This is a genomic window from Aeromicrobium sp. UBA7512 (assembly GCF_002476985.1).
Taxonomy (GTDB): Bacteria; Actinomycetota; Actinomycetes; order Propionibacteriales; family Nocardioidaceae; genus Aeromicrobium; species Aeromicrobium phoceense.
Genome location: NZ_DLNK01000007.1, coordinates 866,748 through 892,270 on the forward strand (window position 1 = coordinate 866,748; position 25,523 = coordinate 892,270).

The 25,523-nt window shown below is 71.7% G+C and carries 22 protein-coding genes and 1 tRNA gene; 11 read left to right on the forward strand and 12 right to left on the reverse strand.

The features are described from left to right. Positions 1–38: 38 nt before the first annotated feature. The gene (locus B2363_RS15085; RefSeq protein WP_286931162.1) at positions 39–2,108 is read right to left on the reverse strand and encodes an acyltransferase family protein; all 2,070 of its coding nucleotides are present in this window, start codon (positions 2,106–2,108) and stop codon (positions 39–41) included. Between the two features lie 140 nt (positions 2,109–2,248). Here B2363_RS15085 and B2363_RS15090 point away from each other — a divergent pair, with 140 nt between their 5' ends. Next, positions 2,249–5,578: a CDP-glycerol glycerophosphotransferase family protein gene (locus B2363_RS15090; RefSeq protein WP_286931164.1), complete on the forward strand. Its 3,330-nt coding sequence runs from the start codon at positions 2,249–2,251 to the stop codon at positions 5,576–5,578. A 109-nt stretch (positions 5,579–5,687) separates the two neighbouring features. On the opposite strand, the gene B2363_RS15095 is transcribed toward B2363_RS15090, so the two are convergent. Continuing rightward, positions 5,688–6,965 carry an HNH endonuclease signature motif containing protein gene (locus B2363_RS15095; RefSeq protein ID WP_286931166.1) on the reverse strand — a complete coding sequence of 426 codons (1,278 nt, stop codon included), beginning with the start codon at positions 6,963–6,965 and terminating at the stop codon, positions 5,688–5,690. A 142-nt stretch (positions 6,966–7,107) separates the two neighbouring features. Continuing rightward, positions 7,108–8,223, reverse strand: a complete 1,116-nt coding sequence (locus B2363_RS15100; protein ID WP_181752881.1) for a citrate synthase 2 — start codon at positions 8,221–8,223, stop codon at positions 7,108–7,110. A gap of 97 nt (positions 8,224–8,320) precedes the next feature. Between B2363_RS15100 and pdxH the strand changes: the two genes are divergently transcribed. Then, on the forward strand, positions 8,321–8,956 hold the full coding sequence (gene pdxH / locus B2363_RS15105) for a pyridoxamine 5'-phosphate oxidase (RefSeq protein ID WP_286931169.1): 636 nt from the start codon (positions 8,321–8,323) through the stop codon (positions 8,954–8,956). A gap of 47 nt (positions 8,957–9,003) precedes the next feature. After that, positions 9,004–10,269: an MFS transporter gene (locus B2363_RS15110; RefSeq protein ID WP_286931171.1), complete on the forward strand. Its 1,266-nt coding sequence runs from the start codon at positions 9,004–9,006 to the stop codon at positions 10,267–10,269. Positions 10,270–10,272: 3 nt separating this feature from the next. Here the strand turns inward: B2363_RS15110 and B2363_RS15115 are convergent, their stop codons facing one another. Further along, positions 10,273–10,992 (reverse strand): hypothetical protein, encoded by a 720-nt coding sequence (locus B2363_RS15115; protein ID WP_286931173.1) that lies wholly within the window; start codon positions 10,990–10,992, stop codon positions 10,273–10,275. A gap of 9 nt (positions 10,993–11,001) precedes the next feature. Next, the gene (locus tag B2363_RS15120) at positions 11,002–12,348 is read right to left on the reverse strand and encodes a cryptochrome/photolyase family protein (RefSeq protein ID WP_286931175.1); all 1,347 of its coding nucleotides are present in this window, start codon (positions 12,346–12,348) and stop codon (positions 11,002–11,004) included. Positions 12,349–12,465: 117 nt separating this feature from the next. On the opposite strand from B2363_RS15120, the gene B2363_RS15125 reads away from it, so the two are divergent. The 4 genes from B2363_RS15125 (at position 12,466) to B2363_RS15140 (ending at position 16,407) form a co-directional block, all read left to right on the forward strand. After that, complete coding sequence (locus B2363_RS15125; RefSeq protein WP_078700024.1) at positions 12,466–13,152, forward strand: metal-dependent transcriptional regulator; 687 nt, start codon at positions 12,466–12,468, stop codon at positions 13,150–13,152. A 63-nt stretch (positions 13,153–13,215) separates the two neighbouring features. Next, positions 13,216–13,659: a PGPGW domain-containing protein gene (locus B2363_RS15130; protein WP_286931178.1), complete on the forward strand. Its 444-nt coding sequence runs from the start codon at positions 13,216–13,218 to the stop codon at positions 13,657–13,659. Positions 13,660–13,687: 28 nt separating this feature from the next. After that, positions 13,688–14,734 carry an LLM class flavin-dependent oxidoreductase gene (locus B2363_RS15135; RefSeq protein WP_286931180.1) on the forward strand — a complete coding sequence of 349 codons (1,047 nt, stop codon included), beginning with the start codon at positions 13,688–13,690 and terminating at the stop codon, positions 14,732–14,734. A gap of 23 nt (positions 14,735–14,757) precedes the next feature. Next, on the forward strand, positions 14,758–16,407 hold the full coding sequence (locus B2363_RS15140; protein ID WP_286931182.1) for a cation:proton antiporter: 1,650 nt from the start codon (positions 14,758–14,760) through the stop codon (positions 16,405–16,407). Between the two features lie 3 nt (positions 16,408–16,410). Here B2363_RS15140 and B2363_RS15145 read toward each other — a convergent pair whose 3' ends face one another. From B2363_RS15145 to B2363_RS15160, 4 genes are all read right to left on the reverse strand, one after another. Further along, positions 16,411–16,788 (reverse strand): SHOCT domain-containing protein, encoded by a 378-nt coding sequence (locus B2363_RS15145; RefSeq protein ID WP_286931184.1) that lies wholly within the window; start codon positions 16,786–16,788, stop codon positions 16,411–16,413. A 347-nt stretch (positions 16,789–17,135) separates the two neighbouring features. Continuing rightward, positions 17,136–17,795, reverse strand: coding sequence for a response regulator transcription factor (locus B2363_RS15150; protein ID WP_181752866.1), 660 nt, complete (start codon positions 17,793–17,795; stop codon positions 17,136–17,138). Next, on the reverse strand, positions 17,792–19,837 hold the full coding sequence (locus tag B2363_RS15155; protein WP_286931187.1) for a sensor histidine kinase: 2,046 nt from the start codon (positions 19,835–19,837) through the stop codon (positions 17,792–17,794). Before B2363_RS15155 ends, B2363_RS15150 begins: the two co-directional genes overlap by 4 nt. 68 nt (positions 19,838–19,905) lie before the next feature. Beyond that, complete coding sequence (locus B2363_RS15160) at positions 19,906–20,607, reverse strand: hypothetical protein (RefSeq protein ID WP_286931189.1); 702 nt, start codon at positions 20,605–20,607, stop codon at positions 19,906–19,908. Between the two features lie 230 nt (positions 20,608–20,837). Here B2363_RS15160 and B2363_RS15165 point away from each other — a divergent pair, with 230 nt between their 5' ends. After that, complete coding sequence (locus tag B2363_RS15165; protein ID WP_181752860.1) at positions 20,838–21,503, forward strand: GAP family protein; 666 nt, start codon at positions 20,838–20,840, stop codon at positions 21,501–21,503. 88 nt (positions 21,504–21,591) lie between these two features. Continuing rightward, the gene (locus tag B2363_RS15170; protein WP_286931191.1) at positions 21,592–23,169 is read left to right on the forward strand and encodes an MFS transporter; all 1,578 of its coding nucleotides are present in this window, start codon (positions 21,592–21,594) and stop codon (positions 23,167–23,169) included. A 6-nt stretch (positions 23,170–23,175) separates the two neighbouring features. On the opposite strand, the gene B2363_RS15175 is transcribed toward B2363_RS15170, so the two are convergent. Next, positions 23,176–23,251: transfer RNA gene (locus B2363_RS15175), tRNA-Arg, on the reverse strand. Between the two features lie 124 nt (positions 23,252–23,375). On the opposite strand from B2363_RS15175, the gene B2363_RS15180 reads away from it, so the two are divergent. Together B2363_RS15180 and B2363_RS15185 are read left to right on the forward strand one after the other, a co-directional pair. Next, positions 23,376–24,266, forward strand: a complete 891-nt coding sequence (locus B2363_RS15180) for an NAD-dependent epimerase/dehydratase family protein (RefSeq protein WP_286931193.1) — start codon at positions 23,376–23,378, stop codon at positions 24,264–24,266. Further along, positions 24,259–24,447, forward strand: coding sequence for a hypothetical protein (locus B2363_RS15185; protein ID WP_181752857.1), 189 nt, complete (start codon positions 24,259–24,261; stop codon positions 24,445–24,447). The genes B2363_RS15180 and B2363_RS15185 overlap by 8 nt, the downstream gene beginning before the upstream one ends. Before the next feature lie 3 nt (positions 24,448–24,450). Here the strand turns inward: B2363_RS15185 and mscL are convergent, their stop codons facing one another. Then, a complete protein-coding gene (gene mscL / locus B2363_RS15190) occupies positions 24,451–24,876 on the reverse strand; it encodes a large conductance mechanosensitive channel protein MscL (RefSeq protein ID WP_181752855.1) in 426 nt (141 codons plus the stop codon). A gap of 47 nt (positions 24,877–24,923) precedes the next feature. Beyond that, a complete protein-coding gene (locus B2363_RS15195) occupies positions 24,924–25,511 on the reverse strand; it encodes an SAF domain-containing protein (RefSeq protein WP_286931197.1) in 588 nt (195 codons plus the stop codon). Between the last annotated feature and the right edge of the window lie 12 nt (positions 25,512–25,523).

The following is a 25,523-nucleotide window of genomic DNA, read 5'->3' on the forward strand; positions in this document are numbered from 1 at the left end:
GGTGATACGGCGCCGCGGCATCGTCATGTCAGGGGCCCTCACGAGGGACGCGGCAGGGCGTTCATGTCCACCAGTCGCCGGTACACGTACGGCGTCATCGTGCGCACGTACGTGACGCTCAGGTGGGTGATGTCGCGGTACACGTTCACGCCGCCGATGATCGACGGGCAGGTCTCGTCGTCGCAGTAGAGGTCGCTCAGGTCCAGCGTCTGCGCGCCCTCGACCTGGCGGCCGGCGGTCGCGAAGGCGTCGAAGTGCGACAAGGCCTCCTCGCGGCTGAACGCGCACGCGTCCGGCGTGATGCTCTCCAGCTGGGCGAGGCACTTCTGCGGGGCGCGCGGCAGGCGGGGGTTGTCGCGGATCGCGACCACTCGCACGCCCCGGTCCAGCACCGGACGCCACACGGCCTCCATGCTCTCGACGCGCTCCTCGTTCGACCCGCTGAGCATCCGGGCGTAGCCGGTGGTCAGGACCAGGTCGGTGGAGTCGGTGCGGTCGAGCAGCCACTCCTGGAGGTTCGCCTTGAACTCCTGGCAGGTGCTGACGCGCAGCGGGTCGTCGTGGTCGGGTTCGTCGCGGGTCCACGAGCAGCTGCTCCTCAGCTGGGCGGAGAGCGTGATGAGCTTCTGGTCGGCCATCCGGACCAGCGTGGGCAGGAACGACCGGGCGTGGGAGTCGCCCACGAGGGTCACGTGCGGCAGCGAGTCGTCGTCGAGGTCGCCGAAGGTGCAGTCGTTGAGCTCGGTGTCGTGCACACCCCCGAAGCAGTTCGGGTACTCCTTCTCGTAGTCGTTGACCACGGCCTCGGGCGACGGGATCAGCTGGTCGTCGAGCTCGGGGTTGTGGCACGGGTTCTCGGGATCGCGCGAGGCCGCGCCGAAGCAGTCGGGGGCGTCCTCGACCAGCTTCTCGGCGACGGCGACGGCGCGCTCCTGGGCCGCGGCGGCGGTCTGGTGCCCGGCCAGCGACGCCCCGACGAGCGCGGCCGCGCCGACCAGAGTGGCCAGTCCCGTGATGGCCGGCCGGCGCAGGCCGAAGCGGTGCGTGAAGCGGATGGGGTCCTCGACCCAGCGCTTGGTGGCCCAGGCGGCGACGATCGTGAACACGAGGATCCCGACGCGCGGGCCGAGCCCCAGCTCGTGGCCCAGCACGAACGGCAGGATCACGATCGGCGGCCAGTGCCACAGGTACATCGAGTAGGAGATCTCGCCGAGGGTGTGGGTGGGGCGCCACCGCATGACCGGAGTGGGGGACAGGACGCCGCGGGGCTCGCCCGCCCAGATCACCACGAGGGTGGCCACCACGGGGACGATCGCGGCGGTGCCCGGGAACGGCGTGGAGTCGTCGTACGTCAGGCCGCACCACGCCAGCGTCAGGAAGCCCGCCCACGACAGCAGGGCGGTGGGCGCTCCGCGGCGCACCGTGGCGCTGCCCATCGCGAGCGCCAGCAGGGCGCCGGCGCCGAACTGCCACGCCCGCGCCGGGGTGACGAAGTACGCGGCCGGCGGGTTGGCCTGGGTGATCCACAGCGAGTACGCCAGGCTCGCGACGGTCGCGGTGCCGAGCACGAGGGCGACCATGAGCTTGCGTGACCGACCCGTCCGCACCGCCAGGACGGTGGCCAGGATCACCAGCAGCGGCCACACGAGGTAGAACTGCTCCTCGATCGAGAGCGTCCAGTAGTGCTGCACGGTCGTCGGGTCGTTCTCGGCGGCGAGGTAGTTCACCGAGTCGGCCGCCAGGGCCCAGTTCTGCACGTACAGCGCCGAGGCGACGATCTCCTTGAAGTTCTGGCTCCAGGTGACCAGCGGCATCCACAGCCAGACGGCGAGCGCGGACACGGCGAGCACGAGGTACGCCGCCGGCAGCAGGCGCCGGGCGCGGCGCGCCCAGAACCGGGCCAGGTCGACCTTCCCGGTGTCGGCGGACTCGCGCAGCAGGTGCCCGGTGATCAGGAAGCCGGAGATGACGAAGAAGACGTCGACGCCGATGTAGCCGCCCGGGAGGCGCCCCGGCCAGAGGTGGTAGATGACCACGAGCAGCACGGCACAGGCGCGCAGGGCCGAGATCTCGGCCCTGAATCGGTCGCTGGGAGGACTGGCGGGCACCGCACCACGATACGAGGGCGGTCCCCATCGCGCCCACCGCGGCCCGCGGGTGACCCGTCGGGACGCGGCGTCCCCCTCTAGAATCGAGAATCGCGTGGTGGGGGCGTCCCGCCGTGAAGTCGACGGGAACCGAGGAGAGCATGCCTGACGTGGGTCGAGTACGGCGTCGGGTCGTCGCGATGGTGCCCGAGCGCGCGAAGGACCGCCTGCGCCGTGCCCTCGGCAAGGGTCCCGCGCCCCGGCCCCACGCCTCCCTCGTCGTGCGCCACGAGGCCGGCCTCGTCCACTACGCGGGCGCGTTCCGCGACCCGGTGCGCGTGGTGGCCTTGGTGGTTCGTCCCGCCAGCCGGCTCGGCCAGGTCAGCCTCCGCCTCGAGCAGGCCCCGTCCGCCACGTTCGCGTTCGCGCTCGATCCCGTGCAGCTCTGGGAGCTCGGCGGCCGCGCCGCCGGCCGCTTCGACCTGTTCGTCGAGGTCGAGGGGATGGGAAGGAAGCGCACCGAGCAGCGCCTGGGCCGCTTCGACCACACCGACACCTCGGCCGCGATGGCGTTCATCGAGATCGAGGGCGCCGCGTCCCCGTTCGGCGAGCAGGTGCACGCCTGGACCCACGTCACCGACCAGGGCAACGTCTCCGTGCGCTACGCCGCCGAGCCGATCCGTCGCTTCGAGGTGGAGGGCAAGCGGCTCGACGTCGGCCCGCGCGGGATCGCCGCGGACCTCGTCCTCAAGACCTTCTCGCGTCCGGCGAGCGACATCCGGCTGTCGCTGCAGTGGCGGTTCTCCGGGACCACCCAGGAGATCCCCGTGCGCGTCGAGCCGCTCGACGCCACCGCCGCCCACGGCCTGTACGACTACCGGATCAGCTTCGACATCACGCCCGACGCCGTGGACGACGCCGAGCGCGAGGGCATCATCGACCCCCACCTGATCATGGAGCTCGACGGGTTCGAGCTGCCGGTGCGGGTGCCGTTCGCGGAGAAGAGCTTCTCCCACTTCAGGCTCCGCGACCTGCCGGTGCCGACGCAGGGTGGTGCCCACGTCGACCAGTGGGTGCCCTACCTGACCTTCCGTGCCAAGCGGCTCGCGTTCTGGTCGGAGCGCTTCACCGTCGAGAACCACCGGTACCTGCGCCGGATCGAGCGGTGGGCGTGGCTGCTCGCGCCGCTGCGCCCGTTCTCAGGCATCTGGCTCGTGGGGGAGGTGCCCTACAAGGCGCAGGACAACGGCTTCGCGCTGTTCCGCTGGATCCGCCGCAACCACCCTGACCGTCGCGCCTACTACGTGATCGACGCCGACTCGCCCGACCGCGACAAGGTCGAGCCGTTCGGGAACGTCGTCACGGCCCGCTCGCGCGAGCACATCCGCTACACGGCCCTGGCGTCGCGCTTCGTCGGCAGCCACCACGCGGAGTACCTGCACGCCTCGCGGTCGCCCCGGCTGGCCCGGCACGCGCGCGGCCTGCGCGTGTTCCTCCAGCACGGCGTCACCGGCATGAAGAACGTGCGGCTCAACTACGGCCGCCTGCACATGCAGGAGATGCCGCCGGACCGGGTGGTCGTGAACTCGGCCGCCGAGCGCCAGATCTTCATCGAGGACCTCGACTTCTTCCCCTCGCAGGTCGAGGTGACCGGCTTCGCGCGGTACGACTCGCTCTTCGAGGGCGAGCCGCAGGTGCAGCGCCGGCTCCTCGTGATGCCCACGTGGCGCGACTGGCTGACCAGCCGCGAGAGCGTGCTCACCAGCACCTACCTGGCCAACTGGCTGGACTTCCTCAACGACCCCCAGCTGCAGGCGCTGCAGCGCGACGGCGTCGAGATCCTCATGGTGATGCACCCGAACCTGCGGGCGCTGGTGGACGACCTGCCGCTCGAGGGGATCTCGATCGCCCCCCGCGACGCCGACGTGCAGGAGCTCATCCGCACCAGCGCCGCCCTCGTGACCGACTACTCCAGCGTCGCGTGGGACGCGGCGTTCCTGCGGCGACCGGTGTTCTTCTTCCGCTTCGACGACGCGGTGCTCACCGGTGCCCGCACGCCGTTCATCGACGCCGCCACCGCCCTGCCCGGGCCGATCGCGCACCGCGCGGCCGACCTGGCCGGTGAGGTGGCCCGGTCGGCGGGCTCGGGCTTCACGATGGACGACGAGTACGCGCGTCGCGCCGCCGCCTTCCTCGAGCTCCCGACGTCGGGCTACGGGGAGCGCAACTACGAGATGGTGCGCACCGCCGACGGCCTCTCCACGCGGCTGCTGCGGCTGCGCAACGTGCGCGCCGTGCGCGACGCCTTCAAGCGCTTCCGCGCCGGGCCGCACTACTACCGCGTGATGTCGCTGATGTTCCGCTTCGGCAGCCTCCTGCCGCGCCGCGACATCGCCGTGTTCGAGAGCGACCGCGGCAGTGCCTACGGTGGCAGCCCGCGAGCTCTGTTCGAGCGCCTGCACGAGCGGGGGACCTCACTGGACCTCTGGTACGTCAACAACTCCACGCTGCGGGTGCCGCCGGACGCGCACAAGGTGTTCCGCCTGACGCCGCGTTACTTCTGGACGATGTCGCGGGCGCGCTACTGGGTGTTCAACCAGAACGTGCACGACCTGTGCCGCCGGCCGCGGGGCACCCACTACCTGCAGACGTGGCACGGCACCCCGCTCAAGCGGATGCAGAACGACGTGCCGGTCATGCACGGGCGCGCCGACGACTACCACCAGAAGGCGCAGGAGCTGGTGGATCGCTGGTCGAGCCTGGTCTCCCCGAGCCCGTACGCGACCGCGGCCTTCCGCAGCGCCTTCGGCTTCACCGGCCCGATCATCGAGTCCGGCTACCCCGGCAACGACGTGTTCCACACCGAGGTGGGCCGGCAGCGGGCGCGCGAGACCCGGCTGCGGCTGGGCCTGCCCGAGGACCGCACGGTGGTGCTCTACGCCCCCACCTTCCGCGACGACGGCCGCGCGGCCGGTGCGAAGGGCGCGTGGGCCCACGACATGGCCCTCGACCTCGGCCGCTTCGCCGAGCGCCTCGGCGAGAACGTGACCCTGCTGGTGCGCCTGCACCCGCTGGTGAAGTTCACCTGGCCGAAGGACCTCGACGCCAGCATCGTCAACGTCTCGAAGTACCCGGACACGCAGGACCTGCTGCTCGTGGCCGACGCGCTGATCACGGACTACTCGTCGATCATGTTCGACTACGCCCAGCGCGGCCGGCCGATCATCTCCTACGTCTACGACCTCGAGCACTACCGCGACGCCCTGCGCGGCTTCTACGTCGACCTCGAGGAGATCGCGCCCGGTCCCGTGGTGCGCACGAGCGACGAGGTCATCGACGCCGTCTCCCGGCTCGGCGAGGTCGAGGTCCAGTACGCCGACCGCCTGGCCGCCTTCCGCGAGCGCTTCGGAGGGCTGGAGGACGGTCACGCCTCCGACCGCGTCATCGACGCGGTGTTCACCGAGTCCGAGCGCGGCGCCGCCCCGAACTGACTCGCCGTCGATCGAAGTGCCGCTGTGTTCAGGGGGTCCCGCCGTCGATCGAGTGACGCCGAGCTTGCGAGGCGTGGGGGCACCTCCCGCTTGCGGGGGAGTACCGAGATCACGCTGACGCCGCGAGGGGTCGGTAGCGGTGGTTGCGTTGCCACTGGCCGCGCAGCTGGAATTCGGGTGTGCCGTCGTCGTTGAACCGGATGGGGATGTGGGCGTCGTGGACGCGGTGGTGATGGTGTGAGCAGAGCAGCACCCCGGTCTCGAGGTTGGTCTCGCCTCTCTGACTCCACGGGATCGCGTGGTGGGCTTCGGTCCAGCCCGGTGGCCGGTCGCATTGGGGGAACGCGCAGCCCTGGTCCCGTTGGGCGAGGGCGATCCGTTGGGCCGCCGTGTGATGGCGCTTGGCGCGCCCTTCGTCGAGGACCTGGCTCGACCCGTTCATCACGACGGGGAGGATCCCGGCGCCGCAGGCGAGCTTGCGAAGTTGGTTGGCCGACACCGGGGTGCCGAACTCGGTGACCCCGGCGCGGTCGGTCTCGCCACGCAGGGTCTTCTCGTCGACGGTGACCACGAGGGTGGCCGCGACGCCGCCGTGATTGCCGTAGCCCTCGCGCGGCAGGTGGCGCACGATCTCGGCGAACGCCTCACCGGCCTTCTCTCGCGGCTCGCGGCGCGCCTCGTCGGGGCTGCTCTCGGTGAGGGCGCGGCGGCGAGGGCTGGTCTTGGACTCGACCACGGCGCGCAGCATGTCGGCGGTGACGGCGTCGGTCTTGCCGCCGAACGGGACGAGTCCGGTGGTCTCGTCGGGCCGGCCGATCCAGAACTCGCGCAGCTGACCCCGCGCGGACTCCTCGCGGGTGAGCTGGTTGTTCTCGATCCGGTCGGCGCGGTCGGCGTCGACCACCTCGACCGCCCGGCGCGCCTTGCGGCGCAGCTGCTCGGCGGTCATGACCTGCGCCGCGGCCACCATGTCCTGCTCGACCCGGTCCCGCTGCTGTGCCGATAGTCCGACCGGGAGCGTGTCGAGCGCGTCGGTCACGATCGCGGCCTTGGCCGTGGACATGCCCGGCACCGCCAGCGCTTCCTTCACCCGCGGTGCGGCCTCGATTCGGTTCGCCAGACGGATTTGGTGGGCGGCGTCGCGCCGGGTCACACCGGCTTCGCTCGCAACCAACGCCGTCAGGTTCGGCGCATCAGTGGCACGGTGGGCATCGCTCCGGTCGGCGGCGGCCACCAGCGCGAGGCTCAGCGCGTCGGCCTCGCGACGCAGCGCCTGCACCGCGGCAACCTCAGCCGCGAGCTGCTCAGGGCCGAGCGATCCCAGGTCACGCGAGCGCGCGTCAGCCAGGAACCGCTGCCCCGACCTGAGCCCACCGACGACGTCCACGCATCCCCCGATCCGCTTCGAACTGATGTACCAAGACTAGTCCATTGGGCCCAATAAGACAAGGGATGAGTGCGAGGAGGAGGGAAGCAGAACGGGGCGCCGCCACAGTCGTGGCGACACCCCGTGCGGGTCGTGCGGTGGCTCAGGCCTTGGTCTCGGCCCAAGCCGGGTTCCAGCCGGGAACCTCGTCGGCGGTGCGCGAGGCCGGACCGGTGTAGATCGCCGAGGGGCGGATCAGGCGGCCGGTCTTGTACTGCTCGAGGATGTGGGCGCTCCAACCGGCGGTGCGCGCCGAAGTGAACATCGCGGTGAACATGTTCGCGGGGATCTCCGCGAAGTCCAGCACGATCGCGGCCCAGAACTCGACGTTCGTCTCCAGGACGCGGTCGGGGCGGCGCTCGCGCAGCTCCTTCAGGGCGGCCTGCTCGAGTGCCTCGGCGACCTCGGCGCGCGGGGCGGCGAGCTCCTTGGCGGTGCGACGCAGCGTGCGGGCGCGCGGGTCCTCGGCGCGGTAGACGCGGTGGCCGAAGCCCATGAGGCGCTCGCCGGAGTCGAGGAGGTTCTTGACGTACGCCTCGGCGTCGCCGGTCTTCTCGACCTGCTCGATCATGTGGAGCACGCGCGAGGGGGCGCCGCCGTGCAGCGGGCCCGACATCGCGCCCACTGCGCCGGAGAGGGCGGCGGCCACGTCGGCGCCGGTGGAGGAGATGACGCGAGCAGTGAACGTGGAGGCGTTCATGCCGTGCTCGGCGGCGGAGACGAGGTACGCGTCGATGGCCTTGGCGTGGTCCGGGTTGACCTCACCGCGCCAGCGGGTCAGCATCCGCTCGACGATCGTGTCGCACTTGTCGATCTCGCTCTGGGGGACCATCGGCTTGCCGAGGCCGCGGGCGGCCTGGGCGACGTACGACAGCACCATCACCGCGGTGCGGGCGAGGTCGTCGCGCACCTCTTCGGGGGTCTCGATGTCGTAGAGCTGACGCAGGCCCCACACGGGAGCCATCTGGGCGATCGCGCTCTGGACGTCGGCGCGGATGTCGCCGGAGTGCACGGGGATCGGGTACGGCTCGGCCGGAGGCAGGCCCGGGTCGTAGGAGCCGTCGACCAGCAGGCCCCAGATCTTCTCGAACGGCACGCGGCCGACGAGGTCATCGATGTCGACGCCGCGGTACCGGAGCGCGGAGCCTTCCTTGTCGGGCTCGGCGATCTCGCTCTCGAACGCTACGACGCCTTCCAGTCCGTGGTGTACTTGAGTCATGCCTCAATAGTGCCCTGTGGCCGTTCTGCGGCGTGCAGCACGGTCGATTCCCGGCTGCTTCGCCAGGTGCGGTCGTCAGCCCGGTTACCGTGGCGACATGAGCGACGACCTGGCCCGGATGCGGACCGAGTACGCGAAGGCCGGCCTGGACGAGGCCACCGCGGGGGACGACCCGATCGGGCTGGCGCAGGCCTGGATCGCCGAGGCGATCGCCGCGGGCGTCCACGAGCCGAACGCGATGGCGCTGGCCACCGCCACCCGCGATGGCGAGCCCTCGGTGCGCATCGTGCTGCTGAAGGGCTTCGACGCGACCGGCGCCGTCTTCTTCACGAACTACGACTCGCGCAAGGGTCGCGAGCTGGAGCAGAACCCCCGCGCGGCGGCCGTGCTGCTGTGGCACCCGCTGCACCGACAGCTGCGGATCGAGGGTGCGGTGACCCGCCTCGACCCGCACGAGTCGGACGCCTACTTCCTGGCCCGGCCGGAGGGAGCGCGGATCAGCGCGGCCTCGTCGCCGCAGTCGCAGGTCGTCGCCGGCCGCGAGGAGATCGAGCGCCGCTGGCACGAGGCCGAGGACCACCGGGCCGCCGAGCGGCGTCCCGAGGGATGGGGCGGCTACCGCATCGCGCCCGAGGTGCTGGAGTTCTGGCACGGCCGCGAGAACCGCCTCCACGACCGCATCCGGTTCACGCGCGTCGGGGGCGACTGGACGCGCGACCGGCTCGCGCCCTGATCGACGGCGCGGTCACCGGCACCGAGGCGCGCGCCTAGGCTGCTCCGGTGCGAAAGCTCCTCACCGACGTCCGCCCGCTGCGGGTGTCCCCGGCCTACCGCAGGCTGTGGATCGGGCAGGCCGTCTCGGGCTTCGGCCAGCAGATGTCGGTGGTCGCGGTCGCCTGGGAGGTCTGGACCCTCACCGAGTCGTCGTTCTCGGTGGGCCTGGTCGGCCTCGCGGGGCTGCTGCCGCTCATCGTCGGAGGACTCTACGGAGGTGCGCTCGTCGACGCCTTCGACCGCCGCACCGTGGCGCTGGCGTCGGCGATCGGCCTGTGGGTGTCGGCCATGGCACTGGTCGCGCACAGCGTGGCCGACGTGGAGTCCGTCGGGTTCCTCTACGCGGTGGTCGCCGTGCAGGCACTGTTCTTCGCCGTCAACAACCCGGCCCGCGCGGCGATGCTGCCGCAGCTGCTGCCCGGGCACCTGCTGCCGGCGGCGAACGCTCTCGGCATGGCCTCGACGAACCTGTCGTTCACGGTGGGTCCGCTCGTCGGTGGTGCGCTGATCGCGTGGCGGGGCGTGGAGGCGGCCTACGTGGTGGACGTGCTGCTCTACGTGGCGGCGCTGTACTCGGTGGTGCGACTCCCGGCCCTCCCTCCCGCCACGAAGATGCCGGTGCCGGGCATCAGGTCCGTCATCGACGGGCTGAGGTTCCTGCGGACCGCGCCCAACATCGCGATGTCGTTCGTCGTCGACCTGTGCGCGATGGTCTTCGCCCAGCCGCGCGCGCTGTTCCCCGCGCTGGCGGCCACCGTCTACGCCACGTCGGGCGGCGGCGACGCGGGCGCCTCCTCGCTGGGCCTGCTCCAGGCGTCGCCGGCGATCGGCTCGCTGCTGGCGTTCGTGGTGTCGGGCTGGGTCAGCCGGGTGCACCGGCACGGTGTCGCGATCGTCGTGGCGATCGTCGCCTACGGTGCGAGCGTCGCGGCGGTGGGCTTCTCGGCGATCGGGCTGCCTGGCCTGCTGTGGCTCGCCGTCACGTTCCTGGCGCTGTCCGGCGCCGCCGACATGATCAGCGCCGCCTACCGCTCGACGATCCTGCAGTCGGCCGCGCCCGACGAGATGCGCGGGCGCATGCACGGCCTGTTCATCGTCGTCGTCGCGGGCGGGCCGCGCCTGGGCGACTTCGTGATCGGCTCGGTCGCCTCACTCGTCGGCGAGCCGTGGGCGATGGTCATCGGCGGCGGGCTGTGCATCGCCGGCGTGCTCACCTCGGTCGCCCTGCGCCGCCGCTTCCTGGCCTACGACGGCCGCCACCCGACCCCCTAGCGGTCAGCTGCCGAAGGTGGCGATGTCGATCTCGATCCAGACCTGCTCGGCGCGGCCGACCAGCTCGCCGGCCGGCGTGTAGAGCGCCGTGCCGGTGAAGAACTTGCGGCCCTCGCGCGCAGCCAGCTGGCCCACCGCGTGATACGTCTCGCCGGCCACGGGGGCGGAGAGCACCTCGGCGGTCATCGTGCCGAGCACCATCGGCTGCACCGAGAAGTCAGCCGCCCACCCGCCGGGGCAGTCCAGGGCAGCCCACGCGACGGGCAGGCCCACCGTGCCGTCCGCCTCGGCGAACGAGGGATGCACGGTCCACGGGGCGGCCGTGAGGTCGTCGCCGACGGGGCCGCTGAAGATGCGGAGCCCGTCACCCTCACCGCGCGCGGTGCCGCACGTGAAGCACTGGTCGAACGGGTGCGTCGTGAAGCCCGGGTAGGCGGCCAGTCCGGCCTCGACGACGGACGCGTCCAGGAAGGGCGGCGGCTCCCGGGTGAAGGCGCCCGGGCCGGCGGTGCCGACGAGCGCTCCTCCGTGGGTCACGAGCCGGGTCTCGTCGGTGTCGTGCTCCCAGGCCAGCGGGGTGTCGAGCGGCGGCGGCATCCGCAGTCGCGACGTGACCGGGCGGGTGTGGTCCTGCGCGAGCCGCTCCTGGGCGACCAGGCCGCACACCCAGCCGCCGTTGCCGGAGTCGGGCGGACCGTTGAACTGACGAGGGATCGTGACCATGCCCCGACGCTATCCTCCGAGCGCGTCGTGGCGGCGCAGGGCCTCGAGGCGCTCCTGCGCGTGGTCGACCAGCGGGGGCGGGTAGTCGGCCGGTGGGTCCGGGAGGGTCCAGGGCTCGTGCACGCCGCGGCCTTCCACTCCGCGCAGCTCCGGCACCCAGCGCCGGATGTAGGCGCCGTCGGGGTCGAACCGGCGGCCCTGTCCCACGGGGTTGAAGACGCGGAAGTAGGGGGCGGCGTCGGTGCCGCACCCGGCCACCCACTGCCAGCCGTGCTGGTTGTTCGCGAGGTCGGCGTCGACGAGCCGCTCGCGGAACCAGCGCGCCCCGTGGGTCCACTCCAGGTGCAGGTCCTTCACGAGGAAGCTGGCGACCGCCATCCGCACACGGTTGTGCATCCAGCCCTGCGCGAGCAGCTGGCGCATCCCCGCGTCGATGAACGGGAAGCCGGTGCGCCCCTCCTTCCACGCCTCGAAGTCGCCGGCCGGCTCGTCGTACTGCATCTGCTCGTAGGCGCGGTTGTAGTAGCCGAACGCCGAGCCCGGCCACTCGTGCAGGACGTCGGCGTAGAACTCGCGGAACGCCAGCTGTCGCTCGTAGGCGCGGGCGCCGGCCGACGACCGCTCGGCGAGGTCGGCCAGCAGGGTGCGCGGGTGGATCGTGCCCCACTTCAGGTGCACCGACATCCGCGAGGTCGTGTCGAGGTCGGGGCGGTCGCGCTCGGTGTCGTAGTCGTCGACGTGCTCGTCGAGCCACCGTCGCCAGTGCGCCCGGGCAGCCTGCTCGCCCGCCGCGGGGAGGTCGACCCCGTCGGCCTCGCGCACGTCGGGCAGGGCCACCGATCCTCCCGGCCGGACCCACGGCACCGCGTGCGAGCGCACCGCCGTCACCGGCGGGTGTGCACCCTGCGACTGCCACGCGCGGAACCACGGGGTGAACACCTTGTAGGCCGACCCGTCGCCCTTGCGGACCGTTCCCGGCGCGACGGCGTACGACGAGTCCGCGGCCACGAGCGGCACGTCGCCGAGCGCCTCGCCGACCCGCGCGTCCCGGCGGAGGGCGTAGGGGGTGTGCCCAGCGGTCACGTGGACGCTCGCGGCGCCGGTCTCGCGGACCACCCGCGGCACCTCCACCTCGGGCCGGCCCCGCACCAGGTGCAGCCCTTCGATCCGCTCGTCGAAGTCGGCCAGCAGCCGAGCCAGGTACGCCGCCCGCACCGGCATGTTCTCGGCCGGAAAGTGGTCGTCGAGGACGAACAGCGGGACGACGCCGTCGGGCCCCGCCTCGAGCGCCGACCTCAGCGCGCCGTGGTCGTGCAGGCGCAGGTCGGCGCGGAACCACATCACGGAGACGGTCACCTCGGCATCGTCCCCTGCGCGAGCTTGGTCCGCACCCGGGCCGATCCGCCGGCGGCGGGAGGGCGGCCGATCGACGCACCGGGCCTGACCTGCGGCGTCACATGGAACAATGGCCGCGTGAGCGAGCTGATCGACACCACCGAGATGTACCTGAGGACCATCTTCGAGTTGGAGGAGGAGGGGATCATCCCGCTGCGGGCCAGGATCGCCGAGCGCCTCCACCAGAGTGGCCCGACGGTGAGCCAGACGGTGGCGCGCATGGAGCGCGACGGGCTGCTCACGGTCGAGGGCGACCGTCACCTCGAGCTGTCCGAGCGCGGCCGCTCGCTGGCCACCCGCGTGATGCGCAAGCACCGCCTGGCCGAGCGCCTGCTGACCGACGTGATCGGCCTCGAGATCGAGTACGTGCACGAAGAGGCCTGCCGCTGGGAGCACGTCATGTCCGAGCAGGTCGAGCGCCGTCTCGTCGCGCTGCTGGGCCACCCCACCGAGTCGCCCTACGGCAACCCGATCCCCGGACTCGGCGAGCTCGGCGAGGTCGTCCGCCCGGCCGAGTTCCTCGACGGCGTCGAGTCGCTGCTGACCGCCGCGGTCGGCACCGAGCCCGTGCGCGTGGTCGTGCGCCGCATCGCCGAGGAGCTCCAGAAGGACACCGAGGTCATGTCGGTCCTGCGGCGCGTGGGTGCGCTCCCGGGCAACGACGTCCTCGCCTCGCGCGGCCACGACGGACTCGTCGTCGCGCGCCAGTCCGAGACCGCCGAGATCGACGCCGAGGCAGCCGCCCACATCTTCGTCTCGCGCTGAGCCGTCCGTGCCGCCCGACCCGACGTCGGCGAGAGGTTGGCACGGGGCTGGCAGGATGTTCCCATGACCTTCGGTGCGCGCGTGCGTGGCTGGTTCCAACGCACGGGCTCCGAGGCGCTCGGCTGGACCCTCGTCGTGCTGGGCATCGTCATGCTGGTGATGCCCGGGCCGGGCCTGCTGGGCATGTTCGCCGGCATCGCGCTGCTGGCTCGCCACTACACGTGGGCCGACCGGCTCGTCGAACCGCTGGAGGAGAAGGCGATCGAGGCCGCGAAGTACGGCGTCGCCACGATCCCGCGCATCATCGTCAGCGTTCTGGGCATCCTCTGGGTCGCCGGCGTGGGCCTGGTCTGGTTCCTCTCGCCGACAATCCCCGAGTTCGAGATCCTCGGCGTCGGCTTCGGCCCCGAGCTGCCCGCCGCGGGCCTGGTGGGCGCGATCGGGATCTGGATCTCCGACCTGATCGCCATCGTGCTGCTCGTCTACAGCATCCGGCGCTGGCGCTGAGGTCGTCGGCCCCGTCTACGGTGGGGCCATGAGTGCGATCGATCCCGCCACCGTCGAGCTGGGCCTGGACACGTTCGGGGACGTCAGCCTCGGCGAGGACGGCGCCCCCGAGCACCACGCCGTCGTGCTGCGGAACGTCGTCGACCAGGCCGTGCTGGCCGACCAGGTGGGGCTGAGCTTCATCGGCCTGGGCGAGCACCACCGCGACGACTTCGCGATCACCGCCCCCGACGTCGTGCTGGCCGCGATCGCCTCGCGCACCGAGCGGATCCGCCTCGGCTCGGCGGTGACGGTGCTCAGCTCCGACGACCCCATCCGCGTGTTCGAGCGCTTCTCCACCCTCGACGCGCTCTCGAACGGCCGGGCCGAGGTCATCCTGGGCCGCGGGTCCTTCACCGAGTCCTTCCCGCTGTTCGGCTTCGAGCTGGAGGACTACGAGCGGCTCTTCTCCGAGAAGCTCGACCTGTTCGCGCAGATCCTCACCGAGGAGCCGGTCACGTGGTCGGGATCGATCCGGCCCCCGCTCACCGAGCAGGTCATCTACCCGCCCACCGAGTCGGGCCGCCTCAAGGTGTGGATCGGCGTGGGCGGCACCCCGCAGTCGGTCGTGCGCGCCGCGCACTACCGGCTGCCGCTCATGCTCGCGATCATCGGCGGACCGCCGGCGCAGTTCGTGCCGTTCGCGAACTACTACCGCGAGCTGCTCGCCGCCGACGGCGTCGATCCGCTGCCGGTCGGGATGCACTCGCCCGGCTACGTCGCCGACACCGACGAGCAGGCCCGCGACGAGCTCTTCACCCACTTCCAGGCGCAGCGCGACCGCATCGGGCGCGAGCGCGGCTGGCCGCCCACCACCCGGATCCAGTTCGAGCGTGACGCCAGCCCCGAGGGCGCCCTGCACGTCGGATCGCCCGAGACGGTGGCGCGCAAGATCGCCACGAACCTCAAGGCGCTGGGGATCAGCCGGTTCGACCTCAAGTACGCGAACGGCGCGATGCCCCACCACCAGCTGATGCGCTGCATCGAGCTGTACGGCACCCAGGTTGCGCCGCTCGTGCGCGACATGCTCGCCTGACGCCTGCCTCTACGCTGGCGGCCATGGAGTCGATCCTGATCGCGGTGCTCGTCGTGGCGGCTATCGTGGCCGCCTCCGTGGTGGCCCCGCGGATCGGTACCGCCGCCCCCTTGGTCCTGCTCGGCATCGGCCTGGTCGTGAGCCTGCTGCCGTTCACGCCGGAGTTCGTCATCGATCCCGAGCTGATCCTCGCGGGGCTGCTGCCGCCCCTGCTCTACTCGGCCGCGGTCAACATGCCGACGATGGACTTCCGGCGGGACTTCCGCACCATCAGCGGCCTCTCGGTACTGCTGGTCGTCGTGAGTGCCCTCGGGCTCGGCGTGGTCTTCACGCTGCTCATCCCCGGGATCGACTTCGCACTCGCCGTGGCGTTGGGGGCGATCGTCAGTCCCACCGACGCGGTGGCCACCTCGATCGCGAAGCGGCTCGGCGTCCCGTCACGCGTGATCACGGTGCTGGAGGGCGAGAGCCTGCTCAACGACGCGACCGCGCTGGTGCTGCTCCGCACGGCGGTGGCGGCCACGGCCGCGGGCGTGAGCTTCGGCGCGATCCTGGTCGAGTTCGTGTGGGCGGTCGTCGGGGCCGTCGCGATCGGGTGGGTCGTCGGCACGGTGGTGCTGCGCCTCCGCGCCCGGATCGAGGACGCGGCCGTCAGCACCGCGATCTCCTTCACGGTGCCGTTCGTCGCGTTCCTCCCGGCCGAGCACCTGGAGGCGTCCGGCCTTGTCGCCGCCGTCACGGCGGGGCTGGTCACGGGCCACGGCCAGGCGAGGCACCTCGGGCCGAAGCAGCGCCTCTCCGACCACCAGAACTGGCGCACGATCGAGGTGCTGCTCGAAGGGCTGGTCTTCCTCATCATGGGCCTGGAGGTCTCGGCGCTCGTCCGCGATGTCGAGGACACGACCGAGGGCGGCGTGGCGCGTGCCGCCGTGCTGGCGGCGATCGGTCTCGTCGTCGCGCTGGGGATCCGGGCGTTCTACACGCTCTCGATCGTGCTGATGGAGCGCCGCCGGATGCGACGGACGCCCCAACTGCGCGAGGCGATCGACGAGTGGACCACGAAGGTCGAGCACAGCGAGCACCCTCGAGCCGACCGGTTCCGCCGGCGACTGCGGCGCGCCTCGCACGACATCGACTTCTACGACGCCGCCCGGTTCGGTCGGCGCGAGGGCTTCATCCTCGTCTGGGCGGGCATGCGCGGCGCGGTCACGCTCGCGGCGGCCCAGACGCTGCCGACCGACACCGAGAACCGCTCGCTGCTCGTGCTCGTCGCCTTCTTCGTCGCACTGACCTCGCTCGTGGTGCAGGGCGGCACGCTGGGCTGGTTCGTCCGGCGCCTCGGCCTGGCCGGGCGGGCGCACGGCGCCGAGCAGGAGTGGACGCGACTCGACGACCGCATGCGCGACGCGGCGCGTGACGTGCTGGACGACGCCGAGCTGCCGCCCGAGCTGTCGGGTCTGCGCGAGCGGTTCACCCGGACGCTCGACGACGACACCTACGACCCGAGTGTCCTGAGCGACGTGCGGCTGCGGGTGATCGAGCGCCAGCGGGAGGTGCTGCTCCAGGAGCGGGCCGAGGGCACGTTCAGCAGCGAGGTCCTCACCCGGATGCTGGCGAAGCTCGATGCCGATCAGATCAGCATCGAGCTCCGCCGCACGGGCGACGAGGTCTGACCGTCAGGCCAGCGCCTTCGCCTTGAGCTGCTCGTACTCCGCGGCGGAGATGGCGCCGGAGTCCAGCAGCGCCTTCGCCGAGGCGATCTGGTCGGCCGGGGCGGACCCGGCGACGTCACGGATGTAGGCGTCGTTCTGCTCCCGCAGCGCCATCATCTTGGCGCGCTGACGGTCGGCCATGCCGCCGCCCCGCGCGATGAGGTAGACCAGCGCGGTGAGGGCCGGCACGAAGATCAGGAAGAAGACCCAGATGGCCTTCGTCCAGCCCGAGGCCTCGCGATCGCTGAAGAGGTCGGCGATGACGTTGAACAGGACCATCAGGTACGCCATGAAGAAGAACACCGAGATCGTCAACCACAAGAAGTCCCAGAAGCTGTCCATTGAGATGTGTCCTTCGCTCTCCCGGGCCCACGGCCCCTGTGACGACTGTCGTCACGCCCTCATCATGGCGGGACGCGAGTCCCGCCGGGTCATCCATCAGGGGTGACTCGCCGAACGGGAATGTGGGCAACACGACGCATGCCTTACTTGTGTTGAAGATGGGACTCGTGTGACTGTTGAGGCGTCGTGACGTCCGGTCGGCCCCACTTCTTCCCAGGGGCCGGTGGGTCGGGCGCACGGGGGGTGTGTCTGCACCCGGACCACGCCGATTCTTCCCCCAAACTCGGCGTGCAGGTGCCGCGCCGGAGGTCCCGTTCCCCATGGGCGCTCCGGCGCGGCATTCCCCTTCAGGGCTGGTCGCGCCCGAGTCCCGCCTCGCGTGCCCGGATGATCGCCTCGGCCCGGTCGGCGGCGTGCAGCTTCGCGTAGATCGAGGAGACGGCGTTCCGCACGGTCTTGTTGGAGACGAACAGCTCGGCCGCGATCGCGTCGTTGCTGCGTCCCGCGGCCAGCAGGTCGAGCACGGCTCGCTCCCGTTCGGACAGGTCGGGGAACGGGTGCTCGGGGCGGTGCCGGGTGCGTCCGGCGAAGAGCCCCGCGACCCGGGCCGCGACCGACGCACCGAACACCATCCCGCCGCCGGCGGTGGCCAGGATCGCGCGATGGACCTCGGCCGCGTCGGCGCCCTTCAGCAGGTACCCCGAGGCACCGGCGCGCAGCGAGCTCAGGATCGTGTCGTCGTCCTCGTTCATCGTCAGCATCAGCACGCGGACGCCGTCGTGCCGCCCGGTGATGTGGCGCGTCGCCTCGATCCCGTCGAGCACGGGCATCTGGATGTCCATCACCACGACGTCCGGCGGGTCGGCGTCGACCACGTGGATGGCCTCGCGACCGTCGCCGGCGGTGCCCGTGACGGCGATCCCGTCGATCGCGCCGAGCAGGGCAACCAGTCCCTCGCGCAGGATGCGGTGGTCGTCCACGACCACCACGCGCACCGGCTCGCTCATGGCTCCATCCTTCCGTGCAGGGGCAGTCGCGCGGTGACGATCGTGCCGCCGGAGTCGGGACAGCGCAGCTCCACGCTGCCGCCGAGCTCGGCCGCCCGCTCCCGCAGGGAGACCAGGCCGATCCCGGGACGGGCGTCGGCCGCGATGCCGACGCCGTCGTCGGCCACCTCCACCACGAGCTCGTGGGGGTCGGCGCTCAGCGAGACCGAGCAGGTCCGGGCGTGCGCGTGCCGAAGGGTGTTGTTCATGGCCTCCGAGGCGATCCGGAAGGCTGCCACCTCCACGGCGGCCGGCAGCCCGCCGTCGATCGAGGCCGTCACGCGTACGTCGACGGCCGCGTCGGCGTGCTCGGCCAGCTGGGTCAGAGCGCCCACGAGACCCCGGTCGTCGAGCGCGGGCGGTCGCAGGTCGTGCACGAGGCGGCGTACGTCCTTGATGATCTCTTGCACGACGTCGCGGGTCTCGGCCAGCTGCTCGTCGGCGGATGCCGGGTCGGACGCCACCGTCAGCCGCGCCGACTCCAGCCGGAAGACCACGGCCGAGAGGGAGGGACCGAGGCCGTCGTGGAGGTCGCGCCGGATCCTGCGCCGCTCCTCCTCGCGGGCCAGGACGAGTCCCTCGCGACTGCGCTGCAGCTCGTCGCTGAGCTGGCTGGAGCGGATGGCGGCCGCCGCCTGGCGGACGACGTCGGCCAGCAGGACCTCGTCGCGCGCCGTGAGGTGGTTGCGCACGCCGTGTGCCGGCAGGGTGAGCCGTCCGATCGTGCGCGACCGGTAGGCGATGGGGAACGACCGCACGTGGTCGGGGCGCTCGCCCCGCGACGCGACGAGGCGCTCGCCGGCCGAGCGGTCGACCTCGACCTGCACGAACGACAGGCCGAACGCCGTGGAGACCGCCTCGACGACCGCGCCCAGCTGGGCGCCGTCATCGTCGGAGCGCTCGAGCGTCGACGCGAGGCTGGAGACGACGGCGTACGGGTCGCGCCGGTCGCCCAGCACGGCACGCCGGACCCAGCCCTCGATCCGCAGGCGCATCGGGCCGTAGAGGATCGCCGCGAGCAGCAGCACGAGCAGGACGACTTGGCGCTCGCCGAAGGCGTCCCCGAGGGTGGCCGAGATGATCGCCAGCGCGAGCAGGTCCACCAGCACGATGACGACGCTGATGCCGCCGTAGACCAGGGTGCGGACCAGCAGGTTCTCCACCGAGACGATGTCGGGTCGCACGATCGCGATGACCATGGCGACCGGCCCCACCAGCAGCGCGGCGCCGAGGAAGAACGAGTTGAGCACCGTGACGTCCACGAGCAGGCTCGTGGCGATCAGCAGGACCATCACCAGGACGGCCCACGCGAGCCACCGCATCCGCTCGCGCTCGGCATCGCGGGACGCGCGGTACCGCGCCATCACGGTGACCAGGGCGAGCACGAATCCGACGCTGCCGAGGACCCACGAGGCGGTCACGACGTGCTCTGCCACGGGGCGCAGCGCCTCGATGGACGTGGGGTCGGTGTCGACCCCGGGAACGAGCGCCGCCAGTGACGCGTCGATCTCGCCCTGGGTGCTTGGCACGACGACGAACAGGACCAGGCCGGCTCCCATGAGGGCCAGGCTCACCCATCCCGCGGCGCGCCAGCGGCCGCGCGGAAGGCCGTCGGGGAACAGCAGGAGGACGGCCGCGGCGTTCATGGGCAGCACGGCGGTGAAGCGGAAGAGGAACCACAGCACCCAGGTCAGGCCCGGCAGCGCCTCCTGCTCGTGGACCGCGAGCCTCACGTAGGACTGCGCCAGTCCGTCGAGGATCCACAGGAAGCCGAGGCCCACGAGCGCCCAGCCGATGGGGTGGTGGCGACGGTGCCACAGCACGACGACGCCGAGCCCGGCCTGGATGAGCCCCATGGCGGCGAACGTCCAGCCGGGCTCCTCGGTCCACTCCGGGATCGGGGCGTCGCCGACACGCAGGTCCAGCGCGACGGCGCCGGCGAAGAGCGCCGTGCCGACGCCGAGTGCGGCGAGCCCGCCGACCGGGACCTGCGTGGACCTCATGCGTAGATCATGGCGGCGGTTCGCGTCCGAGGGGAGCGAACCGCCGCCTTGGCGACCGAGGAGCGACGTCACCGGCTGCCGCGGTCCCCGAAGGCGAACCCGAGGGCGACGAGGACGACCATGACCGAGCCGGTCCAGCCCGCCATGTACTGCAGGGGTGCGACGGTCAGCAGCAGCGAGAGCGTGCCCAGGATGCCGGCCGCGATGCCCATCCAGGCGCGGACGGCGCCTTGACGCCAGGCCCGGAACAGGGCCCAGCCCGTCAGGCCGGTGAGTCCCCAGACCCACGGCACGGTGGCGATCCAGTGGTTGTACACGGTGGCGGCCTCGGGCACGGCCAGGGGCGTGTCCCCAGCGACCCCGAAGATGAACTCCGTGTTGAGCACGGTGCCCATCAGCACGACGATTGCCGTCCCGAGGATGCCGAACGAGGCCGTTCCCGGCACGAGGCTCTCGCGGCCGAGCCCGGCACGCAGCCGCCGGTGCAGGCCGAGACCGAACGGCACGAGCGCCAGGACGGTGAGCGTCGCCACGACGTGGAACGTGATCAGCTGCGGGACGTGGCCGTTCAGCGAGGCGATGACGCCATCGGCCTCCTGCACCTTCCCGTCGACGTAGGCGGCGCCGGCCTCCGCGCTGAGCATCGTCGTCGCGAACCCGCCGATGCCGGCGGCGACGCCCGAGAGGGCCCAGGCGCGGCCGGGGCGGGTGGCGGCGTCCTGCGGGAGGTCGTCCCGGACTCGCTGCTCGGTGGTGATGTGAGTGGTCATCGTGATTCCTTCCAGGGGGGTGATGGAACCACCGTGGAGGGCGAGGAGTCCCGCGCGACAGGGACAGCGCGGCACGATGTGCGGGACATCGGGGGAGGGTGCCTCATCCGGCTGGGGTGATGCCTTGCCTGCGGCGGAACGCCATGTTGGGCAGAACGCATCGGCTCGTGTCCCCCTCCGTACGCAGGTGGCGGGTCGCTGCCCGACCAGACGGGGCCCGGGACGCCGACATGGGACTGATCCTCTCGATCTTGATGCTGGGCCTGATGGCGAGCCTGTCCCCGGCCACCATCGTGGTGTTCATCGTGGTGCTCGGCACGGCCAGGCCCCGGGCCAACGCTGCGGGGTTCCTCCTGGGCTGGGCGACCTCGCTGACCGTCGTCTTCACGCTCAGCTACCTCGTCGGCTCGTCGCGGAGCGTCCAGCACGGCGGCGGCCGGACCGGCGTGATGGTCTTCCAGGTCCTGGTGGGATGCGCGCTGCTCGTGGTGAGCGCCCGCCAGTGGCGGCGTCGAGGGGTGGTCTCCCGTGCCGTTCCCACCGCGGGCTCGCAGAAGATGCTCGGTCGCCTCCGCGACCTCCGACCGGGCGGCGCGCTGCTGCTCGGGGTGCTCAAGCAGCCGTGGGCGATCACGACGGCCGCGGCCGTGTTCGTCGTCCATCACCACACGCAGGCCCTCGTCACGCTCATCGCCTTCGCGTGCTTCACGGTGGCGTCCACCGCCAGCGTGGGCCTGATGTACGTCTACTACGCCCGGCGCCCCGTCGAGGCCGAGGCGTACCTGAACCGGCTTCGCAGCCGAGCGATCGCCTCCGGGCCGGTCGTGTTCGCCGTCGCAGCGCTGCTGCTCGGGACCCTCCTGGTGCTCGACGGTCTCCTCGGGCTCGCCGGCTAGGCGAGTCATCCCACGAGGGTGAGTCCCGACGGCCGCGTGGTGCCTAGCGTGGGGGAGGCCGGTGACCAGGACGACCTCGGAGGCAACGATGTCCGAAGCCCCGATGGCGCGTCGGGACTCCCCCGAGCGAGCGCCCCTGGTGCTCGCCGCCCTGATCGTGGTCGCTGGCGTGGCCAACCTGAACCTCTCCGTGGCCAACGTCGCCCTCCCGTCCATCGGCAAGGCCTTCGACAGCTCGCAGACGACGCTCAACCTGGTCGCCGTCGGCTACTCCCTCGGCCTCGCCGCATCCGTGCTCTACCTGGGAGCGGTGGGTGACAGGTACGGACGCAAGCTGATGCTCCTGCTCGGCATCGTGCTGTCGGTCCCGGCCTGCCTCCTCGCTGCCTTCGCGTGGGACGACTGGGTGCTGGTGGTGGCCCGGATCCTGGGCGGGCTCTCCGCCGGCATGGCGTACCCCACGACGCTGGCTCTCATCGCCGCGCTGTGGTCCGGACCCGGACGCACCAGGTCCATCGCCCTGTGGTCGGCGCTGGGCGGGGCCATCGCCGCACTGGGCCCGCTCGTCGCCGGGTGGCTGCTCCAGCACTTCTGGTGGGGATCGGTCTTCCTGATCACCCTGCCGCTCGCGGTCGTGGCGCTGGTGATGGCCTGGGTGCTGGTTCCCTCCCACGTCAACGAGTCGAGCGAGCCCGTCGACAACCTCGGGGGGATCCTGTCGGTCGTTCTCGTCGCCGCCCTGGTGCTGTCGATCAACTTCGCGCCGGTACCCGGCAAGGGCGCCCTCGTCGCTGGCCTCGGGCTGATCGCCGTCGCGGCGACGGTGGCGTTCGTGTGGCGGCAGCGCCGCGCAGCCAATCCCCTCTACGACCTGGACATCGCGAGTAGGCGTGTCTTCTGGGTCGCCGCGTGCGCGGGGATCATCGTCTTCGGGTCGCTGATGGGCGCGATGTTCATCAGCCAGCAGTACCTGCAGAACGTCGTCGGCTACGACACCGTGGAGGCGGGTGCGGCCTTCCTCCCGGCCGTCGTCTTCATGGTCCTGGTCGCGCCACGATCGGCGAAGCTCGTGGAGGCGCGCGGGGCGCGGACGACCCTGCTCACGGGCTACGTCTTCCTGTTCCTCGGCTTCGTGTCCATGCTGCTGCTGTGGGAGGAGAACACCCCCTACTGGCAGATCGCCCTCGCCTACGCCTGCCTGGGGATCGGCGTCGGACTGGCCGGGACCCCTGCGTCCCACTCGCTGACCGGTTCCGTGCCGGTCCACCGAGCGGGCATGGCCTCCGGGACCGCCGACCTGCAGCGCGACCTCGGGGGCGCGATCATGCAGTCGCTCTTCGGCGCTCTGCTGACCGCGGGATACGCGAGCTCCTTCAGTCAGGCCATCGCGGCGTCTCCTTCGGGGAAGCAGGCCTCGTCCGACGTGCAGTCCGAGCTCACGAAGTCCTTCGCGAGTGCCGAGCAGATCGCGCAGCAGCACCCGACCTACGCCGACCAGATCACGGCTGCGGCGAGAACGGCGTTCCTGCAGGGTGACGACTGGGCCTATGCGGCCGGTGCGTGCGCGGTGCTGATCGGGGCCGCGCTCGTCTTCCTCGCGTTCCCGCGCCACGAGGCCGAGAAGGAGCTGCTGCGCCGCTACGAGGCCGAGGACGCGGCCGTCTGATCCTGGTGGTGCCCCCGAGAGGATTCGAACCTCCGACCTGCGGTTTAGGAAACCGTTGCTCTATCCCCTGAGCTACGGGGGCGCACCGGTCCATCTTTCCACGAGTCAGGAGACGGATGCGTCGTGCGGGTCCGCTCACGGCCCCTGTGGCGCACGGGGCACCCATACCCGTCTCACGATGCGGATCGCCGCCGTAGACTCGGTGGGTGCGGATCCTGCTGACCGGCGCCAACGGCGTCATGGGACGAGCGACGATCCCGGCACTTCAGAATGCCGGACACCAGGTCGTCGGGCTCGTGCGTTCACCATCGGCCGCTCGCCTCGTGCAGACGGCCGGGGCCACGGCAATCCACGGCGACGTGCTCGATCGCGATTCCCTGATGAAGGCGATGCGCGGTTGCGACGCGGTGATCAACTTCGCCACCCAGGTTCCGGTGGGCGCCCGCGCGATGCTCCCGGGGTCGCTCACCCGCATCAACCGGATCCGCACGGTCGGAGCCGGCGTCGTGGCCGATGCCGCGATCGAGTCCGGGGTCGGGCTGATGGTCCAGCAGAGCCTCAGCCACATCTACGTGGCCCGCGGGGACGAGTGGATCGACGAGTCCACGCCGATCGACGTCACGATGGTGACCGAGCCGCTCACCGTGGCCGAGCAGCACGCGCAGCGCGTGGAGCAGGCCGGGGGAGTCACGGTGCGCCTGCGCTACGGGCTGATCTGCGGCGACGACCCCAACTCCCAGTTCCTCGTGCGGCGGGCGCGCAAGCGGCGTCCCATCGGGCTGGGCGATCCCGACTCCTGGATGCACGTCGTGCACCCGCTCGACGTCGGGACCTCCGCCGTCGCCGCACTCGGGGCACCCAGCGGCGCCTACAACGTCGGGGCCGAGCCGCTCAAGCGCGTGGACTACGTCAACGCGATCGCCCGCGCGGCGGGCCACAGCGAGGGCCGGTTCTTCCGCCGCTGGCTGTTCAGCGTCACCGCCGACAAGCTCGAGCTGCTGGCCCGCTCGCAGCGGGTGACGTCGCAGCGCTTCATGGACCTGGCCGGGTGGAAGCCCGTGCGTCCCGTCCTGACCCCGGAGTGGTTCCGTGGCTGAGCGCTCCGAGACCGAGGCCGAGCGGCGCGTCCGGATCGAGCGTGCGGCCCGCCTGCTCGGGGACCTCATGCCCTCGACCACACGGGACGAGAGCCCCGAGGGCTGGGGCGACGACGCGAAGGGCACGTCGCGCGATGACGAGCTGCTGCGCGACGTGCCCCCTCACCACGGCAAGGACTGAGTCCTAGAGCGTCGGGTCGCCACCGGGCTGGCGCTGGAAGGTGCCGCCACCGAGCGCGTCGCGGATCTCGCGCAGCAGCAGGATGTCCTCGCTGGGACCCGCCGGCTCCTCCTCCTCGCCCTTCGCCAGGCGCTCCATCAGGTGCTTGGACGGCACGACGAAGACGAAGTAGACGACCGCGGCGGTGATGATGAACGTGATGATCGCGTTGATGAGCGCGGCCAGGTCGATGATCGTCTTCGGGTTGCCGTCGACGATCTGGTACGAGAGCCCCTTGACGCTGGTGCCGCCGAGGGAGTTGATGATCGGCTCGATGATGGCGCCGGTGAAGGTGGCCACCAGCGCGGTGAACGCGGTGCCGATGACGACCGCGACGGCGAGGTCGACGATGTTGCCGCGGAACAGGAAGTCCTTGAAGCCCTGGAGCATGGCTCTCCTCATGGGTCGGTGGAGTGGTCTCCTCCGACACTAGGGCGTCAGCGCTTCCGATGACGACCCACCACGACGGCGGTGAGGCGCGACGTCACCGAGGCCCGCGCGACCTCCGTCGCCACGCGAGGCGGTGCCGCCACGCCCAACACGGCCGTCTCGCGGTCGGGATCCGACCGCACCGTGATCACCTCGACCGCCTCGGCCACCGGGACGGCGCGCCCCTCGTCGCCCACGGCGAGCAGGTCGACCGCGTCGCCGGACCTGAGCAGGCTCCCGGTGGCGGAGGGCACCTCGACAGTGGCCAGGACCCGGCCCTCGCCGAGGTCGCGCGGGTCGACGACGCGCCGGTCGGTGAGGACCTCGCCCGCGCGCATGGGGCCCGCGAGTGCGCGGCCGATCGCGGCGGGCCGGTCGATCGAGCCCGCGGGGACGGCGTCGAGCGGGAGGCGCTGGGTCCGCAGGTCGGCAGGGCCGACGGCGGATCCGCCGGCCAGGTCACGAGCGGCGACGAGCACCTCGCGGGTGTCGGGGGAGCGGGTGACGGCGCCGATGGCCGCCCACACGGCCAGCCCGGCCAGGGTGGCGGCGAGCACGCGCCGGTGGATCAGGACGAAGCGGGCGGCCGATTCCATGCGGCGAGGCTA

Coding starts and splice junctions, on each gene's coding strand:
- B2363_RS15150 (WP_181752866.1), bottom strand. CDS start 17,795: ATGAGCGAGCCGGTGCGCGTGGTGGTCGTGGACGACCACCGCATCCTG.
- B2363_RS15135 (WP_286931180.1), top strand. CDS start 13,688: ATGAGTGCGATCGATCCCGCCACCGTCGAGCTGGGCCTGGACACGTTC.
- B2363_RS15115 (WP_286931173.1), bottom strand. CDS start 10,992: ATGGTCACGATCCCTCGTCAGTTCAACGGTCCGCCCGACTCCGGCAAC.
- B2363_RS15155 (WP_286931187.1), bottom strand. CDS start 19,837: ATGAGGTCCACGCAGGTCCCGGTCGGCGGGCTCGCCGCACTCGGCGTC.
- B2363_RS15145 (WP_286931184.1), bottom strand. CDS start 16,788: ATGGACAGCTTCTGGGACTTCTTGTGGTTGACGATCTCGGTGTTCTTC.
- B2363_RS15140 (WP_286931182.1), top strand. CDS start 14,758: ATGGAGTCGATCCTGATCGCGGTGCTCGTCGTGGCGGCTATCGTGGCC.
- mscL (WP_181752855.1), bottom strand. CDS start 24,876: ATGCTCCAGGGCTTCAAGGACTTCCTGTTCCGCGGCAACATCGTCGAC.
- B2363_RS15170 (WP_286931191.1), top strand. CDS start 21,592: ATGTCCGAAGCCCCGATGGCGCGTCGGGACTCCCCCGAGCGAGCGCCC.
- B2363_RS15100 (WP_181752881.1), bottom strand. CDS start 8,223: ATGACTCAAGTACACCACGGACTGGAAGGCGTCGTAGCGTTCGAGAGC.
- B2363_RS15160 (WP_286931189.1), bottom strand. CDS start 20,607: ATGACCACTCACATCACCACCGAGCAGCGAGTCCGGGACGACCTCCCG.
- B2363_RS15130 (WP_286931178.1), top strand. CDS start 13,216: ATGACCTTCGGTGCGCGCGTGCGTGGCTGGTTCCAACGCACGGGCTCC.
- B2363_RS15090 (WP_286931164.1), top strand. CDS start 2,249: ATGCCTGACGTGGGTCGAGTACGGCGTCGGGTCGTCGCGATGGTGCCC.
- B2363_RS15195 (WP_286931197.1), bottom strand. CDS start 25,511: ATGGAATCGGCCGCCCGCTTCGTCCTGATCCACCGGCGCGTGCTCGCC.
- pdxH (WP_286931169.1), top strand. CDS start 8,321: ATGAGCGACGACCTGGCCCGGATGCGGACCGAGTACGCGAAGGCCGGC.
- B2363_RS15165 (WP_181752860.1), top strand. CDS start 20,838: ATGGGACTGATCCTCTCGATCTTGATGCTGGGCCTGATGGCGAGCCTG.